The sequence below is a fragment of the Aminobacter sp. HY435 genome, assembly GCF_027568395.1.
Lineage (GTDB): Bacteria > Pseudomonadota > Alphaproteobacteria > Rhizobiales > Rhizobiaceae > Aminobacter.
Genome location: NZ_JANKZL010000013.1, coordinates 152,701 through 168,419 on the forward strand (window position 1 = coordinate 152,701; position 15,719 = coordinate 168,419).

Consider the following 15,719-nt stretch of genomic DNA (forward strand, 5'->3'; position numbering starts at 1 on the left):
ATGGACTTTATCCAGACTGTTTTTTCGAGCTTCGTCTCGCTAATCCCCGTCACCCTGGCGCAGAGCCTGATCCTGGCATTCGTCGTGCTCGGCATCATGATTCCGTTCCGGACGCTGAACTTCCCGGATCTGACCAGCGAAGGCGCGTTTCCGCTCGGCGGTTGCGTCTGCGGCGTGCTGCTGGCCGCTGGCGCTTCCCCGCTGACGGCCATAGCAGTGGCGATCATCGCCGGCTTCCTGGCCGGCTGCTGCACCGCCTTCATCCACCTGCGCTTCCGCATCCACACGCTGCTCGCCGGCATCCTGATGATGACGATGCTGTACAGCATCAACCTGCGCATCATGGGCAAGTCGAACCTGTCGGTCTTCGGCGCGCCCACCGTATTCGACTGGGCGCCGTTCGTGCAGCCGGGTTTCCCGGCCAGCAAGATCATCGTCGCCGGCCTGATCGGCGCGATCGTCTTCATCCTGCTCAACATGTTCTTCAAGACCGAGAAGGGCACCGCCATCCGCGCTGTTGGCGCCAACCCCGACATGGCCGAGGCACAGGGCATCAATGTCTGGGTCGCCACCATCGGCGGCGTCGGCATGGCCAGCGCCTTTTCGGCGACCAGCGGTGCGCTGATGGTGCAGTCGCAGGGTTTCGCCGACGTCAACATGGGCCTCGGCATCCTGATCAACGGCCTTGCGGCGCTGATGATCGGCGAAGCCATCGTCGGCAAGCAGACGGTGTTGCGCCAACTCGCGGCTCCGTTCGTCGGTGCGGTCGTCTACTATCAGCTGGTGTCGTTCTGTCTGGCCGCCGGCATGCCGCCCCCCGATCTCAAGCTCGCGACCGGCCTGTTCGTTCTGGCCATGCTGGCCCTGCCGAGCCTGCGCCGCAGCCGCGGACCCGCACAAGCACGCGAAACCATCCGCGAATAATCGAGGACTGCCTGCATCATGAGTGGAATTCCGGATCTCGCCGCGATCGAGGCGATGGATGCTGCCGACGTGCTGCGTCCGATGCGCGACCGCTTTGTCCTGCCCGAGGGGCTGATTTATCTCGACGGCAATTCGCTGGGCGTGGCGTCTGCCGCCGCCTACGGCGAACTCGACAAGGCCGCCAGGGACGAATGGGGCCATGGCCTCATTCGCAGCTGGAACACTGCCGGCTGGTTCGACATGCCTGTCGAACTGGGTGACCAGATCGGCCGCCTGATCGGCGCTGCCCCCGGCCAGACCGTGGTCACCGACACGACCTCGATCAACGTCTACAAGGCGCTGCACGCGGCGATGGGGCTGCGGCCGGGCCGTAACGTCATCGTTGCTGAAGGCGGCAGCTTCCCGACCGACCTCTACATGGCCGAAGGCGTGGCTTCGACCCGTCCGGGGGCGGTGCTGCGGCTCGAAGGGGTGGATGCCCCGGCGATCGAGGAACTGATCGACGACAGCGTCGCCGTGGTCCTGGTCAACCACGTCAATTACAAGTCGGGTGAATTGCGCGACATGAAGGCCCTGACCAAGCGCGCCCATGACGTTGGCGCGCTGGTGGTCTGGGATCTCTGCCACACGGCGGGTGCGCTGCCTGTCGATCTCGACGGGGCCAATGCCGACTTTGCCGTCGGCTGTACCTACAAGTACATCAATGGCGGCCCCGGTGCGCCGGCGTTCATCTATGTCGCCACGCGCCATCTGGCCGAAGCACGGCAGCCGCTCAGCGGCTGGTGGGGCCATGCCCGGCCCTTCGCCTTCGAGCAGGGCTATGCCGGCGATCCCGGCATCCGCCGCTTCCAGTGCGGCACGCAAGGTATCCTGTCGATGCGCGCGCTGAAGGGCGCGCTCGACACCTGGAAGGACGTCGACATGCAGGCTCTTCGCAAGAAGAGCATCGCCTTGACCGATCTGTTCATCCATCTGGTCGAGGCGAAGTGCGCCGGTTTCGGGCTCAAGCTTGAAAGCCCGCGTGACGGCAACAAGCGCGGCAGCCAGGTGTCGTTCGAGCACGAAAACGCCTACGCCATCATGCAGGCGCTGATCGAGCGCGGCGTGATCGGCGATTTCCGCGCCCCGGCAACGATCCGCTTCGGCTTCACGCCGCTCTATATCGGCTTCAAGGACGTCTGGAACGCGGTCGCCGTGCTCGAAGACATCCTACGCAGCCGCGCCTGGCAGGATCCCCGCTTCGCCGTCAGGTCGGCGGTGACGTGATCAGAAGCGCATCAGAAGGTTGTGTTGCAAGCTTTTTGATAGCCGCAGAATGGCCGATCACTTGGCGGATTTCAGGCGGCGATCGTCTCGGACTGCTCTTTCGGCGAAGGGGCTGAATTGCAGGCGAAGCGGCCCTGCAGCTTTCGCATCATCTGAACGATCTCGATGCCAGCCAGAGTAGCGGTTGCTGCCACGAACGCCTTGAAACCCAGCATCGGACGGACCCGCCGGATGGCGGTCCATCCAAACAGACGGTCGGCAGGCGCGCGAAGCGCAGTGCTAAGATATGTTCGTTCCTGCATGAAGCGCATGTAGAACGCTGACATGCGGCCCGTGATAGGGTGCCAGGAAGTCAAGCGACAGCCCTTCTTCAGCAAAAACTGCTTGTGAATATAGTTTCCGGCCTCCTGGTGAGGCGAGATGAGCGCTGCCGTTCAGCGCCTGGACGATCGCGATTACCCGATCCTGGCCGCGCAGCGAAGTATCGATTGCGAGACTGGAGCTTCGCACGATCTTTGCGGGCAAGGTGTGAAGATCCGCAACCAGCCGCAGCCCCGCTTCCAGAAAATCGACCACCCCGGACAACGGCTGATGGAGGTGATCCAAGACCGCTTCGGCCGCGTAGCCCCTGCCTGCCGTCAACCATTCGTGGCGCCGCAACCGTCGATCCAGTTCGGCCCTGGCAGGGCCGGCGAAAGCCAGGTTCCTGATCAATACATCCCGTGGCTGGTGGGCAAGTGGCAAGGTGAGCCATTCGGGCTTGCCCTGCGGACCATGGACCTCACAGCGGTGCACGCGGCCGCGGCGGTTGAACTGCACGCAGTCAAAGATGACGAACCAGTCTGCCTCAGCCAGAAGCCGGTAGTACCCTCCATACGGATAGAAATAGGGCTGCATGACGGCGACGACGCCGTCCCTCGCTGAAGTGTCAAATGCCGGACTGCGCTGCAACGCCTCTCACCCTCCGACATTTGGGTAGAACGCATTGGCAAGGCCGACTACGTGCCGCCGCAACTTCTCCGATATCGGGTTTTTGAGCGGTACCGCGGTGAATGATTGAAAGCTCTGGCGGTCACACAAGAATCTGTTTCGATCGAATTCCTGTGTTCTCAAATAGTGAATCACCTTGACCTCATCTAGGTCGCCGAGACCGTTGGCGAGTACGAGATCGTCGTTCGCGCAATTGTAGGCGTGGCCGAGTTGGATGACGTTGGTGCCGCTGGCGGCGATGGCCAGGGACAACCCGATTTGTGCCTGAAAGCCGATGCCTTCTGGATACTCGCTTATCAGGAACTCGCGGGCAATCTCGGAATATTTTGCGGCAAGTGGCGCGATCCGTTGAAAAGCAAGCCGGTTGAATGCGACGAAGCCGTAATTGAAATAGGCGGGACAACGACCCCGACTGCCGTCCGATGCCAGCGAATAGCCCAAGTCTTTCCACTCTCCGACAACGCCGATCCTCGCCAGCAAACTGTTCCAAAGCGCATCGTTGATGGCTGCAATCGGTTTGGGCCACGGCTGGAAATGCGCCTGCAGTCCGGCTACGCTTGGCGGTGCACTGACAAGCGCCGCGAGCAGATTGTCGAAGCGATTGACCACGCAAGTGTCGGCATCGCACATGACGACAACATCGGCTCGCGGGCTTTCCTCATAGCGATCATTGCCCGATGCAATCAGCGGGTTGACCCGAACGCTCTCGTGATCGGCGATGCGCCACTCCAGCGGATAGTCATGGCTCCATGGCACCTGCCGCAGCACCGTCTCGTAGTCTGCACCGTCGCCGACCGACACGATAATCCGCGCGCTCGAAAAAGGAGGGCCAAGCCGCGCCAGGGACATGGCTGCCAAGCGTACCATCGAAAACATGCCGGTGGTGGCCGAAATCGGAATGCGGAACTCGACGGTGGTCATGCGTGCATCTTGTTGTGGCTGGGGGTGCTGGAGTTGGGCCCGACCAGCAGTGCGCCACCTGGAAGCCTGGCTCGACCGAAGCCGCCGCGGCCAAACCCGTTGCCGTTGTAAAGCATGACAAGATCCTCTCCCAAGGCCTCGACCGCGGGGTAGGCCTGCATCCATTCGTCCCAGTCCTCCCTGGACGGAGGGTTCGCAAATGCAACTTCCTGGCGCCCTATCTCGGCCAGCCCTCGCTCACAAAGGGTGGCTCCCTGCAGGCGATAGGCAGTCTGGCCAGGCTCTCGAAAGCGTTGCGCGCCACGACTGCAGAACCATAGATGCCGGCTACTGCCTCCGTGCAGAACCGAAGCCCGTGTCAAGCCGGCGCTCTCTCTTGTGAGACCGATTACCAGCCGTGTGTTCAGGCTCCAGAAAATACCGTCGTCCGAACGCGTATGTCGCAAAGCGTAGTGCGGTTCCAACTGCCCATCGGTCTCGCGCCAGCCGACGCCGCTGGAGTACCACATCTCGAACCCGCTGGATGTCTGGCGAACGCATGGCGTCGACATGAACCACGGATCATGCGGGCCGGTGGCCAAAAGCGGCCCGTCGGTAACTCGCCTGAAGCTGTGCCCATTGTCATCGCTGACAGCCAGCCCAATTGCCAATTGGTAAGGCAGATCGGCCCCGCGAACCATCCCGGTGTAATAGAGGTAGACCTGAGAGCCGACCATCAATGCCGTTGCTGGCCCCATGCCGTGGCTGTCGAAGGCTCCCGGCGGTCCATCCTCCAGCACCTGTTCCGAGGAAACGCCCAGGACACGAAATTCGTCCAATGGGTCAAGATCCGCATACATGATGCGGCTTCGAGGGCCCTCTGCTCTGGCGGCGAAGTAGACCCGCCAATGGCGGTCGCTCAGACGGAGTATGGTAGGCGCTTGCGCATGGCTCAGCCACCATCGGTGCTCACGAGGCGGCGCCAATACAAGACCCTCGCGACGCCACGGGTTGGTCCGCAACGCTGCGGCTCTACTATCTCCACCAGCCATGTGTTCAGATCAGTCTCTTGATGCGCGACGCAGGATAGGGCCCGACCGGATCGCCTCGAGCCGGGATGACGCTCTCAGCCGGCAAGTCGCGGGTCACCAGAACCCGGCTGCCGAGAAAACAGCCGTCGCCGACAGTCACGCCATTCTCGACGCCGACCTTGCCAGCCAGGAAGCAACGCTCGCCGATCCTCGTGCTGCCGCCCAGCCCGACATGGGATGCCAGAAAGCTATAGTCGCCGATCACGCTGTGGTGTCCGATGTGGTTGTTGCTCCACATCATGACGCCTGCGCCGACCCGGACAAACGGCTGCAGCGTGTTGCCTTCGAGGATAAAGCAGTTCTCGCCGATCGCCGTCGTATAGATGTGGCATGCGGGATGTATGAAACTTGCAAAGGAATAGCCCCGCCTCACTCCCTCCAGATGGCGGTCGCGACGGAATTCGTTCAGGCGACGATAGCTGAGCGGCCCCAGGAGCTTCGCCTGGCCCGGCGGATAATGTTGCTCAAGTGTTTCCCACGACACCAGCGGTAGGCCCGCAAAGCTGCCCATAGTTCTATAGCTGGCATCGACAGTGAAGCCGACGACCCGGTCCGGGCCATGTGCGTCGATGTAGGTCTTCGCTACCTCGGCAATCTGGCCGGCGCCGAAAATAACGATATCAGCCATGCGCTGGACACTTCTTTCAAGTGTAATACCGGTGGGATTTACTGGCGCCGTCGTTGCATATGACAGGCACGCATGCCAAGAGAAAACCGTGAGTGTGATCAAAAGCAGCGTAGAGTTTCAATGGGATGGCGCCGCAACCAGGCGGCGAACTCTTGCTATTTGTCTGATAAATCCGAAATTTGAACCATCCTTCTGGGGGCACGACCATGCGCTGCCGCTGATGCATGGCGACAAGCGCTGCTGGATGGTCACTGGCGCCCTGCCGGCGCTGGCAGGCCTCGTGCCGCAGGGTCATCACATCGAACTGATCGACGAAAACATCGAGGAAATCGACTTCGACGACCTGCGCCGCTTCGATATCATCGGGCTGACCGGGATGATCATCCAGGACAAGCGGATGAAGGAGCTGCTGCACAAGCTCAAAAGCATGCCAGGGGTCGTGGTGGTCGGCGGCCCCTATGTGTCGGTCCAGCCCGAATCGTTTGCCGGCCTTTGCGATGTCCGCTTCGTCGGCGAGGCTGAAGAGACTTGGCCAGCCTTCATAAACGCGCTTGCCGAGGGCGCCCCGACGCTTGAGTTGTACCGGCAGAAGGACCGGACCGACATGTCGACGGTCCCGCCGGCGCGCTACGACCTCATCAAGTCGCAGCATTACATGATGGCCTCGATACAGTTTTCACGCGGCTGCCCATTCCGTTGTGAATTCTGCGACATCATCACGGTGTTCGGCCGGCGTCCGCGCCTGAAAACCTCCGAACAGCTCATCCGGGAGCTGGAAGGCGTGCGGCGGGCAGGATTTCGCGTCTGCTTCCTCGTCGATGACAACTTCATCGGCAACAAGGTCGAGGCCAAGAAGTTCCTGCGCAAGCTGATTGAATGGCAGCAGCAGAATGACTACCCGCTGCAGCTATTCACCGAGGTCAGCATCAATTTGGCGGACGATCAGGAACTCATGGACCTGATGCTGGAAGCGAATTTCCTGCAGATATTCACCGGCGTTGAATCGCCTCGCGCTGCCTCGCTGAACGAGACGCTGAAGACCCAGAACACGCGGGGCGACGGCCTGGTGGACAAGCTGAGGCGCATCCGTGACAGCGGCTTCGTGATCACGGCAGGTTTTATCGTCGGGTTCGACAATGACGACGCGCAGATTTTCGACGAGCAGTATGCTTTCATCCAGGAGATGGGGATCGCCCAGGCGATCGTCGGCATCCTCACGCCGATTCCGTCCACTCCGCTCTATGACAGGCTGAAGGCGGAAGGCCGTCTCGACTTCGGCCACCCCGAAGTGGCATTCCTGCCAAAGCAGATGAGCCGCGAAGAGCTTGCCAGCGGGCACGAAGCCTTGATGCTCAGGCTGTTTGAACCAAATGCCTTTTTCGGTCGTCTGCTGCACGGCTACAAGGCATCGGACTCGTTCCGCAAGCGGCGGGCGGCGCTAGCGGCGACGTTTCGCCGGCCGACTTTGACCGAAGCCATGGCGCGGCGTGTTGGCGGTTGGATGATGGCCGCGAAGCTGGTCCGCGAGTTGGCCAGGCATGGACGTCTGCGCGAAGTGGGCCTCGCCTATCTTCGTTCCTATGTTGGCGACAATCTGCGGCTGGGCGGTGACGCCATTCCGTTTCCGAGTTTCGTACAACTTTGCGCAATTCACTGGCATTACTACAACATCGCCAGGCAAGAGCGTAAGACGTTCGGCATAGCGCAGCCGGGCGAGTTTCCACTGGCGGCCGAATAAGCTTCAATCATGCCGTCCCACGCCATTCGCTTAGTACGTGCCTAGCCGGTCGATGGACGCTTCCCGTATCTTGCTTGACTATTATGATAGCCGTCTCGCGCTCCATGGCGACACGGCCCGCGGCGCGGCATGGCCGGACGAGCAAGGCCGAACGGTGCGCTTCGCCGTTGGCCTAGAGATCATCGACAGGGCAAGTCGAGGACGTCCGATTACCCTGGTCGATTTCGGGTGCGGGACCGGCGAGCTTTACCGGCATATCCGTGACCGGGGCCTAGACCACATCACTTACATCGGCGTGGATCGGTCCGAGTCGGCTCTCGCCATGGCCAGAACGAAGTTCCCGGGCGTGCCCTTTCACGCCTCGGACATACTCGACTGTCCAGACAGTGCCCCGGACGTTCTGTCGTGCGATTATGTCTTCGCCAACGGCCTTTTCAACGTCAAGCACACGCTCGATCATGACGCCATGTGGCGCTACATGACAGCCACCTTGGATGTGCTCTGGAGCAAGGCACGGGGCGGAATCGTGTTCAATGTGATGTCAAAGATCGTCGACTGGGAGCGGGACGATCTGTTTCATGTTTCCTACGACGATCTGGCGCGATTTCTCACGGGACTGGCGGGGCGCTCCATCGGCTTTCGGGCCGACTATGGGCTCTACGAACTGATGGCCTATGCCCTCAGACAGCACGTCGGCTTGTCCGAGATTTCCAATGATCGAACAGAGGAAATTCGAGCGGAAACGGACAACAAAATCCCCGTAAGCCGCCCGAAATTGCCTTCTGCCGAGCGTCTTCGGCCCTATCTGTCGATGATTGATCGCAACCGCTGGTACTCCAACACCGGCGATATGGTCAGACTTCTGACGAAACGACTTTCAAGTTTCGTCGGCGCAAGCCCCGACTGCTTGCGGCTTGCCTCGTCCGGAACCTCGGCGCTTCATGGCGCGATTCTCGCAACGGCGGGCCGCGCGCACTCTGCCCGACCGCTGGCGCTTTGTGCTGCCTATACCTTCGTGGCGACGGCGGCTGCTGCCGAACAGGCCGGCTACCAGCCATATCTCGTCGACGTAGATCCGGCTTCCTGGGCGCTCGAACCAGCGATGCTCAGAAACCATCCGATGCTCGGCAAGACAGGGATTGTCCTGGTCACGGCACCTTATGGCCGTCCCGTACGACAAGCGCCGTGGCAGGAGTTTTCGCAAGCCACCGGAATACCGGTCATCATCGACGCTGCCGCAGCTTTCGACCGCATCCTCGAGTCGCCCGCGGAGTTCCTCGGCAATGTTCCGGTTGTCGTGAGTTTCCACGCGACAAAGGCCTTTGGGACCGCAGAGGGCGGGGCTGCGTTGAGCACGGACGCTGAGTTCCTCGATTGCTTTCACGCCTCGCTCAATTTCGGCTTCCTCGGCTCTCGTGAAAGCCGGCTGCCAAGTACCAATGGCAAGATGAGCGAATACCATGCTGCTGTCGGCCTTGCGGAACTCGATGGCTGGGGTGCAAAGGCGGCCGGCTTCAGCCGGGTCGCCGAGACATACCGTCGGCTGTCCGAACGCTGCGGCCTCGCTGGCAGGATCGTCGCGGCCCCGGAGATCGGGTCGTGTTACGCATTGTTCGAAAGCGACAGTGCCGAGGAGGTGGCAGCGGTCGAACGGATGCTGCGCGACGCGCGAATTGGCTGTCGTTTCTGGTATGGGCTTGGTCTGCATCGTGAGCCCTATCTCAGCCGTGCCCCTCGCGACCCGCTGCCTAATACGGAGCATGTCGCCAGTCGCCTGATTGGCCTGCCGGTGGCCCCCGATCTTTCTGATGTGGATATCAGCCGTGTCGTCAATGCCGTAGCGAGTGGCGTTGGCCCAATGTGGTGACTGGGTGAGCTCGCGCCAATTTGATGACGGGGAACAGGGCGCGCTCAGCCAATGAACCGTGGCGGGTCTGCCGGAGATCGTGTTGGTTTCAGTTTAGTTCACCCGAGTCTCTCCTAGAGCAATTGGCTGGGTTGTGTTGCAAACTCTTCGGTAACGACCGGCTGGCATGAGGACATCTCCGATCTCTGGAGATCGCTGCATGTTCAAAGGCCGACATTTCGACCAATCGGTGATCTTGCTGTGCGTTCGCTGGTCTCTGGCTTACGGCTTGAGCCTACGGGATATGAAGGAGATAATGGCTGAGCGCGGCATCAGCATCGACCACTCGACAATCCATCGCTGGGTAATCCACTTCTCGCCCGTGCTGCTAGATCGTTTCAATAGGCGCAAACGAGCAGTCCACTGCAAGTGGCATATGGATGGGACGTATATCAAGGTTCGAGGCCAGTGGATGTATTTGTACCGAGCCATTGATAGCGCCGGCGCCATGGTCGGGTTCTGGTTCAGCGAGCAACGTGATCTGCCTGCGGCCAAGCGCTTTCTACGCAAGGCTTTGATGCGCCATGGGCGACCGGATCGTATCGTCATCGACGGCAGCCAGACCAATCGGGAAGCGATCATCTCTTGCGATGCACAGAACCGTCTACGAGATCGGTCGCGGCAATCACTGAAGCTGATTTGCATCCGCCAGAGCCAGTACCTCAATAACCGGATAGAGCAGGATCATCGGCGCATCAAGCGGCGGGTCCGTCCGATGCTGGGTTTCAAGGTGTTCGTGGCAGCAACCGCTACTCTGGCTGGCATCGAGATGGTTCAGATGATGCGAAAGCTGCAGGGCCGCTTCGCCTGCAATTCAGCCCCTTCGCTGAAAGAGCAGTTCGAGACGATCGCCGCCTGAAATCCGCCAAGTGATCGGCCATTCTGCGGCTATCAAAAAGTTTGCAACACAACCTTGGGTGCTCCCATCATACTTCTTCAGATGATCGCCTCGATGAGGAACGGTCCCTTGCGGGCGAGGGCGGTGTCGAACAGGCGGGTGAATTGTTCAATGGTCGAGGCGCGGCCTGCCTCGACGCCCATGCCGCGCGCGAGCGAACACCAGTCCAGCTCGGGATTGTCGAGATCGAGCATGCGCCGCGCATTGCGGCCGAAATCGTTGACGCCGACATTGCGCATCTCCCCCTGCAGGATCGCATAGGCGCGGTTGGCGAAGATGATGGTCACGACATCGAGGTTCTCGCGCGCCTGGGTCCACAACCCCTGCAGGGTGTACATGCCGCTGCCGTCGGCCTGAAGGGCGATGACCTTCCGGTCCGGGCAGGCGATCGCCGCGCCCGTGGCGAGTGGAATGCCTTCGCCGATGGCGCCTCCGGTCAACGGAATGTGGTCATGCGGGTTGAGGCCGGGGGCGAGCACCGCCATTTTGCCAGCGGAGGTGATCGATTCCTCGCAGATGATGGCGTTTTCCGGCAGGGATCGCGCCACGGCGATGGTAATTGAATCCGCGTTCAGCGCCCCGGTCGGCGCGGCGATCTCGGGCTGCACGAACCTGTTGGGCACGAACGGTGCGTCTGCGCGGATGCCGGCCTCCTCTGCAAGCAGCTCGAGCGCTTCGCCGAGGTCATGTTCATGGCCGGCGAGCTCGATCACCTCGCAGCCGGGCGGAAGCATCGTGCTTGGCTTGTGCGGGTAGGCAAAGAAGCCGACCGGCTGCCTGCCGCCAAGGCAGATGGCGACCTCGAACTCCTTCAATGCCGCGACGGCGAGATCGATGTTGTAGGGCACCGGCCTTGCCGCCACGCGGCCAGCGCCGCGCTCGGTGCGGTCCGAAGTCTGCGAGAAGAGCGCAGCACCGGTAGCCGCGGCGATCCTGCCGGCGGTTTCGAGGGCGGCGGCGCGAAGGGCGCGCCCGGCAAGGATGATCACCGTAGTTTTGCCGCTGCGCAGGGCCGCGCCCGCGGCCTTGAGCGCCTCGGGAGAAAGCGCCGGACGCGCCGGCAGCGTCACCGGTTGGAGCGGTTCCGGCTGGACCTCGCTCCAGGCAGCGTCGGCGGGCAGGATCATCGTCGCGACGCCGCGCTTCATCAGAGCAGCCTCGAACGCTTCTTCCGTGCGAGCGCGGACGTCGCGCGCGCCGCCGGCACGCCCGACCCAATGCGACATCGGGCGCGCCAGGCCTTCGATGTCGCTGGTCAGGGGCGCGTCGTACTGCAGGTGGTAGGAGGCGTGATCGCCGACGATGTTGACCATCGGCGTACGCGCGCGCCGGGCGTTGTGCAGATTGGCAAGGCCGTTTGCGAGGCCCGGTCCCAGGTGCAGGAGCGTGGCTGCCGGCTTGTCGGCCATGCGGGCATAGCCGTCGGCAGCGCCAGTCACGACGCCTTCCGAGAGACCCAGGACGCATCGCATCTGGGGCTTGCGGTCGAGCGCGGCGACGAAATGCATCTCCGACGTACCGGGATTGGCGAAGCAGACGTCCACGCCATTAATAAGAAGGACATCGCAGAGCATGTCGGCACCGTTCATGGGGTACTCCTCGCTGATCGAGCCTGCGGTCAAGCCGCCATGTGGGAGACGAACTTGGTCGTCAGGTAGGCATTTATGGCTTCCGAGCCGCCCTCGGTGCCGTAGCCGGAATCCTTGATCCCGCCAAACGGCACTTCAGGCAAGGCCAGACCGTTGTGGTTGATGGTCGTCATGCCGGCCTGGATGCGCAGGCCAAGCTGGTGCGCCGTCTCGGAAGAGCGCGTGAAGGCATAGGAAGCGAGGCCGAAGGGCAGGCGGTTGGCTTCGGCGATGGCCTCGTCGCGCGTCGAGAACGGCGCGAACACGGCGACCGGGCCGAACGGCTCCTCATTCATGATGCGGGCGTGGCGCGGCACGTTCGAGAGAACGGTGGGGGCAAAGAAATAGCCGGTGTTGCCGATCCGCCGGCCGCCGGTCCTGAGGTCGGCGCCGTGGTCGACGGCGTCGCGGATCAGCGCCTCCAGGGCAGGGATGCGGCGCTCGTTGGCCAGTGGCCCCATCTGCGTTCCGGCGTCCAGTCCGTTGCCGACCTTGATCGTCTCCGCCGCCCGGGTGAAGGCGGTGAGCACGCGGTCGTAGACGCCTTCCTGCACGAGAAAGCGTGTCGGTGCCACACAGACCTGGCCGGCGTTGCGGAACTTGGAGGCGGCAAGGACCTTGACCGCGTTGTCGATGTCGGCGTCGTCGAAAATGATGGCGGGTGCGTGGCCGCCGAGCTCCATGGTCGAAAGCTTCATGTGCTGGCTGGCAAGGGCGGCAAGCTGCTTGCCCACGGGTGTCGAGCCGGTGAAGGAGATCTTGCGGATGACTGGATGGGCGATGAGGTATTCCGAAATCTCGGCCGGAACGCCGTAGACCAGGTTGACGACACCTGCCGGCACGCCGGCGTCGACAAAGGCGCGGATGAGCTCGGCCGGGGAGGCCGGTGTTTCCTGGGGCGCCTTGACGATGATCGAGCAGCCGGCGGCTAGCGCCGCGGAAAGCTTGCGCACCACCTGATTGATGGGAAAATTCCACGGCGTGAAGGCCGCCACCGGACCGACCGGGAGCTTGATCGCCATCTGGGTGACGCCGGGCGCGCGGGCAGGGATGATCTGGCCATAGGTGCGGCGGCTCTCCTCGGCGAACCAGTCGATGATGTCGGCCGCGGCCATCACCTCGCCCTTCGCCTCGGCGACAGGCTTGCCCTGCTCGCGGGTCATGATGGTGGCGATCGTGTCGGCGCGCTGGCGCAAAAGATCGGCCGCGCGGCGCATGATCTTCGAACGCTCGTAGGCCGAAACCGCGCTCCAGACGCCGAAGCCGCGATCCACTGCCTCAAGCGCGGCGTCGAGATCGACCCGGGTGGCATGGGCCACCTTGCCGATCGCCTCGCCGGTGGCGGGATCGACCACGGCGATGGCGCGGCCTTCGGCCCCGCCGCGCCAGACGCCGTCGATAAGGAGCGGTGTGTCGGGATAGGTCGTCATGATCTGCTGCTCCGCTTCGGCGTTCGGTCGGGCGCTCACGTCTAGGCCCGGTTGTCGGGCGATGCGCGGCATGTCGCCGCCGCGCATCGCTCGTGATCAGGCTGCGGCGACTGCCGCTTCGATCGAGGCCTCGAGGATGTCGAGGCCTTCGTCGAGCGTGTCCTCGCCGATGGTCAATGGTGCAAGAAGCCGGATGACGTTGGCGCGCGTGCCGCAGGAAAGCAGGATGAGACCGCGCTTTTCGCCTTCGGCGACGATGCGGCCGGTCAGTTCAGGGGCAGCCTTTTTCGACTGGCGGTCCTCGACCAGTTCGAAGGCCACCATCGCGCCCAGGCCGCGAACATCGCCGATGCGCTCCATGCCCTGGCGTTCAGCAATGCCGTGCAGGCGCGCGGTCATGCGGTCGCCGACCATTGCGGCGCGCGCGCACAGGTTTTCGCTGTCGATGACGTCGAGCACGGCGTTGGCAGCGGCAACGGCGAGGGGGTTGCCGGCATAGGTACCGCCGAGCCCGCCGGGATGGGCGGCGTTCATGATCTCGGCCTTGCCGGTGACGGCGGACAGCGGGAAGCCGCCGGCAAGTCCCTTCGCCATGGTGACGATGTCAGGCCGCACGCCGGCATGCTCGAAGCCGAACATCTTGCCTGTGCGCGCCATGCCTGCCTGGACCTCGTCGGCGATCAGCACGATGCCGTGGCGGTCCGCGATCTCGCGCAGCCGGACGAGGAATTCTTTCGGCGCGACATTGAAGCCGCCTTCGCCCTGGATCGGCTCGACGATGAAGGCTGCGATGCGCTCGGGATCGATGTCGGCGGCGAAAAGGCGCTCCAGCGCCTCGATCGCATCGTCGACGCCGATGCCCATGAATTCGTTCGGGAACGGCGCGTGGTAAATCTCCGCCGGGAACGGGCCGAAGTTCTTCTTGTAGGGCGCGACCTTACCGGTCAGCGCCATGCCGAGCATGGTGCGGCCGTGAAAGGCTCCGGCGAAGGCGATCACGCCGGCGCGCCGGGTGTAGGCCCGCGCCACCTTGATCGCGTTCTCGACCGCCTCGGCGCCGGTGGTAACCAGCATGGTGCGGTTCTCGGCACCGGTGGGCGCCATGGCATTGAGGCGTTCGGCGAGGCGCACATAGCCTTCATAGGGCGCGACGTGGAAGCAGGTGTGCGTGAAGAGCTGCGCCTGCTCCTGTACTGCCCGCATCACGGTCGGGTGGCGGTGGCCGGTGTTGTTGACGGCGATGCCTGCGGCGAAGTCGATGTAGCGCTTGCCGTCGACGTCCCAGAGCTCGGCATTCTCCGCGCGCGAGGCATAGATGCCGCGCGTGCCCACGCCGCCGGCGACGGCGGCCTTCTGGCGGCCTTGCAATTCTGCTGCTCTGGTCATTCTGGTCACCCCTGAAGAAAGTCAGAGGCGGATTAGCACTGCTCATTATTTTGAGCAATAGCGTCCATGCTGATCGCTACAGATAGGGCGGAGTGCAGGCAGAGATGACCACGGTCCGGCTGCCGGAGATGTTGCGGAAGCGGTGGGGAATGCGGCTGTCGAACAGGTAGGATTCGCCAGCCTTGAGCACACGAACCTCGTCGCCGACCGTCACCTCGAGCTCGCCTTCGACGACATAGCCGCCCTCCGAGGAGGCGTGCTGCAGCAGGGTCTGGCCGGTGTCGGCCTGGGGGTCGTAGACTTCGTGCAGGATCTGGAGATTGTGGCCGCGGGCATCGCCAATTTGCCTGAAAACCATACGCCCGAGTCCGTCGCCCATCGTCGTTGTCGCGACTTTCGAGGTCAGATCAATGAGTTGATCGGCGTCGAAGAAAGGCCCTGTAGGTGGACTGCGTTCCGGCTCGAAAAAGTCGGCCATGTTGACGCCCAGGCCGTTCAGGATCTTTCTCAGGGTGGAGATCGACGGGCTGACCTTGTTGTTCTCAACGTTCGAAATCTGCGCATGGGGGACCCCGGCCCGCTCCGCAAGCTGGCGCTGGGACATGCCGGCTGCGCTGCGCATCGCGTTGAGGCGAGCGCCGATATCGAATTGAACGTCCATTGGTTCATCAAATCCCACTGCTGGCGAGCCACGTCGGACAGGCGATGGATGTCTGTCCATATGACCGCTTGAAGATCAATATATTAGCCAAAAATCGCCTGTTGGCGATCCAAAACATGACTGAGCGGAAAAAAATTATCGCGAACGATTCCAATCGGATGTCGCTGAAATGGAGGCAAATGCGGCTGCCGCAGCGTCCGCACCCCGTTGACACAGACCCTTGTCAACGGAAGTATATTCGACATGGATACGTCATATTCAGATAGAATACAA

Annotated in this window: 13 protein-coding genes and 1 pseudogene; 5 read left to right on the forward strand and 9 right to left on the reverse strand. The window is 62.5% G+C overall.

Going from position 1 to position 15,719, the window contains the following annotated elements; all coding sequences use genetic code 11:
* Positions 1 to 924, forward strand: a complete 924-nt coding sequence (locus PCJ21_RS19535; protein WP_269933105.1) for an ABC transporter permease — start codon at positions 1 to 3, stop codon at positions 922 to 924.
* Positions 925 to 942: 18 nt separating this feature from the next.
* Entirely contained in the window at positions 943 to 2,190 is a 1,248-nt protein-coding gene (gene kynU / locus PCJ21_RS19540) for a kynureninase (protein ID WP_269933106.1), read from the forward strand.
* A 71-nt stretch (positions 2,191 to 2,261) separates the two neighbouring features.
* Here kynU and PCJ21_RS19545 read toward each other — a convergent pair.
* From PCJ21_RS19545 to PCJ21_RS19565, 5 genes and pseudogenes are all read right to left on the reverse strand, one after another.
* A pseudogene (locus tag PCJ21_RS19545) lies at positions 2,262 to 2,420 on the reverse strand (IS6 family transposase); the annotation flags it as partial.
* 49 nt (positions 2,421 to 2,469) lie between these two features.
* Positions 2,470 to 3,087, reverse strand: a complete 618-nt coding sequence (locus PCJ21_RS19550; RefSeq protein ID WP_269933107.1) for a WbqC family protein — start codon at positions 3,085 to 3,087, stop codon at positions 2,470 to 2,472.
* 60 nt (positions 3,088 to 3,147) lie between these two features.
* Entirely contained in the window at positions 3,148 to 4,101 is a 954-nt protein-coding gene (locus PCJ21_RS19555; RefSeq protein WP_269933108.1) for a hypothetical protein, read from the reverse strand.
* Entirely contained in the window at positions 4,098 to 4,940 is an 843-nt protein-coding gene (locus PCJ21_RS19560) for a hypothetical protein (RefSeq protein ID WP_269933109.1), read from the reverse strand. Before PCJ21_RS19560 ends, PCJ21_RS19555 begins: the two co-directional genes overlap by 4 nt.
* A gap of 196 nt (positions 4,941 to 5,136) precedes the next feature.
* The gene (locus PCJ21_RS19565) at positions 5,137 to 5,799 is read right to left on the reverse strand and encodes an acetyltransferase (RefSeq protein ID WP_269933110.1); all 663 of its coding nucleotides are present in this window, start codon (positions 5,797 to 5,799) and stop codon (positions 5,137 to 5,139) included.
* An 88-nt stretch (positions 5,800 to 5,887) separates the two neighbouring features.
* Here PCJ21_RS19565 and PCJ21_RS19570 point away from each other — a divergent pair, with 88 nt between their 5' ends.
* From PCJ21_RS19570 to PCJ21_RS19580, 3 genes are all read left to right on the forward strand, one after another.
* The gene (locus PCJ21_RS19570) at positions 5,888 to 7,537 is read left to right on the forward strand and encodes a B12-binding domain-containing radical SAM protein (RefSeq protein WP_269933111.1); all 1,650 of its coding nucleotides are present in this window, start codon (positions 5,888 to 5,890) and stop codon (positions 7,535 to 7,537) included.
* Positions 7,538 to 7,607: 70 nt separating this feature from the next.
* Complete coding sequence (locus tag PCJ21_RS19575) at positions 7,608 to 9,404, forward strand: DegT/DnrJ/EryC1/StrS family aminotransferase (protein ID WP_269933112.1); 1,797 nt, start codon at positions 7,608 to 7,610, stop codon at positions 9,402 to 9,404.
* Positions 9,405 to 9,603: 199 nt separating this feature from the next.
* Positions 9,604 to 10,302: an IS6 family transposase gene (locus tag PCJ21_RS19580; protein ID WP_269933113.1), complete on the forward strand. Its 699-nt coding sequence runs from the start codon at positions 9,604 to 9,606 to the stop codon at positions 10,300 to 10,302.
* Between the two features lie 77 nt (positions 10,303 to 10,379).
* On the opposite strand, the gene PCJ21_RS19585 is transcribed toward PCJ21_RS19580, so the two are convergent.
* From PCJ21_RS19585 to PCJ21_RS19600, 4 genes are all read right to left on the reverse strand, one after another.
* A complete protein-coding gene (locus PCJ21_RS19585) occupies positions 10,380 to 11,930 on the reverse strand; it encodes an acetolactate synthase large subunit (RefSeq protein WP_269933114.1) in 1,551 nt (516 codons plus the stop codon).
* Between the two features lie 29 nt (positions 11,931 to 11,959).
* A complete protein-coding gene (locus PCJ21_RS19590; RefSeq protein WP_269933147.1) occupies positions 11,960 to 13,399 on the reverse strand; it encodes an NAD-dependent succinate-semialdehyde dehydrogenase in 1,440 nt (479 codons plus the stop codon).
* A gap of 96 nt (positions 13,400 to 13,495) precedes the next feature.
* Positions 13,496 to 14,785: a 4-aminobutyrate--2-oxoglutarate transaminase gene (gene gabT / locus PCJ21_RS19595; protein WP_269933115.1), complete on the reverse strand. Its 1,290-nt coding sequence runs from the start codon at positions 14,783 to 14,785 to the stop codon at positions 13,496 to 13,498.
* A 76-nt stretch (positions 14,786 to 14,861) separates the two neighbouring features.
* The gene (locus PCJ21_RS19600) at positions 14,862 to 15,506 is read right to left on the reverse strand and encodes a cupin domain-containing protein (protein WP_333474414.1); all 645 of its coding nucleotides are present in this window, start codon (positions 15,504 to 15,506) and stop codon (positions 14,862 to 14,864) included.
* Positions 15,507 to 15,719 lie beyond the last annotated feature (213 nt).

Coding starts and splice junctions, on each gene's coding strand:
- PCJ21_RS19535 (WP_269933105.1), top strand. CDS start 1: ATGGACTTTATCCAGACTGTTTTTTCGAGCTTCGTCTCGCTAATCCCC.
- kynU (WP_269933106.1), top strand. CDS start 943: ATGAGTGGAATTCCGGATCTCGCCGCGATCGAGGCGATGGATGCTGCC.
- PCJ21_RS19550 (WP_269933107.1), bottom strand. CDS start 3,087: ATGCAGCCCTATTTCTATCCGTATGGAGGGTACTACCGGCTTCTGGCT.
- PCJ21_RS19555 (WP_269933108.1), bottom strand. CDS start 4,101: ATGACCACCGTCGAGTTCCGCATTCCGATTTCGGCCACCACCGGCATG.
- PCJ21_RS19560 (WP_269933109.1), bottom strand. CDS start 4,940: ATGTATGCGGATCTTGACCCATTGGACGAATTTCGTGTCCTGGGCGTT.
- PCJ21_RS19565 (WP_269933110.1), bottom strand. CDS start 5,799: ATGGCTGATATCGTTATTTTCGGCGCCGGCCAGATTGCCGAGGTAGCG.
- PCJ21_RS19580 (WP_269933113.1), top strand. CDS start 9,604: ATGTTCAAAGGCCGACATTTCGACCAATCGGTGATCTTGCTGTGCGTT.
- PCJ21_RS19585 (WP_269933114.1), bottom strand. CDS start 11,930: ATGAACGGTGCCGACATGCTCTGCGATGTCCTTCTTATTAATGGCGTG.
- PCJ21_RS19590 (WP_269933147.1), bottom strand. CDS start 13,399: ATGACGACCTATCCCGACACACCGCTCCTTATCGACGGCGTCTGGCGC.
- gabT (WP_269933115.1), bottom strand. CDS start 14,785: ATGACCAGAGCAGCAGAATTGCAAGGCCGCCAGAAGGCCGCCGTCGCC.
- PCJ21_RS19600 (WP_333474414.1), bottom strand. CDS start 15,506: ATGGACAGACATCCATCGCCTGTCCGACGTGGCTCGCCAGCAGTGGGA.